At 42.8% G+C, this 1,232-nt stretch carries 1 protein-coding gene; it reads right to left on the bottom strand.

Annotated elements, in window-relative coordinates:
- Positions 1–413: 413 nt before the first annotated feature.
- Entirely contained in the window at positions 414–752 is a 339-nt protein-coding gene (locus tag NHN17_RS25785; protein WP_255045528.1) for a cytosolic protein, read from the bottom strand.
- Positions 753–1,232 lie beyond the last annotated feature (480 nt).

Consider the following 1,232-nt stretch of genomic DNA (forward strand, 5'->3'; position numbering starts at 1 on the left):
GACGAGTCCTCAAAGGGTATCAAAAATGTGTTCAAGAGAGTGGATCAACCTGACCAGTTAATTTTCCAGTTTGGTATTAGATGGCTTTTTTCGGTTGGTTCTTCTTTAGGTGTTAACATGTGATGAAGTGCGGTTGTGATGGCCGCGACAGCGCAAGTCAAGTGCAGCATCAGACATCCTTTCTTTAGCTACGATGAAACTTTGTGCATATTTTACTCTGCTTAAGTTTCTGATGCAAATCACTTTTTGTAGCTATTTATGACTGGAATCTCTGTGCTTAGTTGCCGGTACGCAAGTCACGGACCGCAACTGCGTACCAGTTGTTGACTACACCCCCCATATTCAGGAAACTTAGCCTGCCCCGTTCCTTGTTAGGGATACCAATTCGCCGATTTCAACTTACTGAATAATTTTCAGTCCATTCGGGTTATAAAGGTTTGCTCGTCATCCACAAAAGCCACAAAGCCGCCGTGATAGATAAATACCCGACCACGGCCCTCAACTAGGCAGGCAAGCAGTGGGTTCAAGTCCTCTTCGTTATCCTGGCTTTGGTAGGTGCCAGTATCGGTGATTACGCCGTTGAGTGTAGGCAAATATCCATAAGTGCGCTTGGCTTGATCAATCAGGCTCAATTCGCTGGCGGTGGAGAAGCAAAAGGGGATCGTACCGGCTTCTTCGATAAATAAAGTTTTCAGTTCTTCAAAAGCTGTAATCACCAGCCAGTCGATGCCGTTAACATGATGAATAAACATGGGAGTTTCTCGGTAATTCTGATGAGGAGATTTTATCACTATCAGGGGAGAACGTAGTAGAGATTTAGTTAATTCAGTGCCATTTCCAGACATTCACTAGGCCAACTTGAAACGCATTTGTCCAAAAGTATTTTATACCAACCTACATAAATATTTGATCAGTCTTGCAGGTTAAAATCGCAGTTCTTTGCGTTAGATATTTTGTAATTAGATCCACTAGTAACTGCAATTTCTGCCTTGGTAACAACAATTTTTCCAGTGCAAATACTTGATCAACGACTTATCCAGATTGGTAATAGTGATGAGTGCTCCTTCTAGGCCAGTAAATTGCTAATGATTGCGACTGGATTGTGGTTCAGAAATTGGCTATTCAGTGTACTTCGTTACTGGTTGTTTAATTGTGTGCGTATTCCGCTGATTCCGGACACCCATTCCCCCCCTGTGTCAGCATGGTTGTCGCCTTAGAATTTAATTCATTAC

Source organism: Photobacterium pectinilyticum (assembly GCF_024357955.1).
Lineage (GTDB): Bacteria > Pseudomonadota > Gammaproteobacteria > Enterobacterales > Vibrionaceae > Photobacterium > Photobacterium pectinilyticum.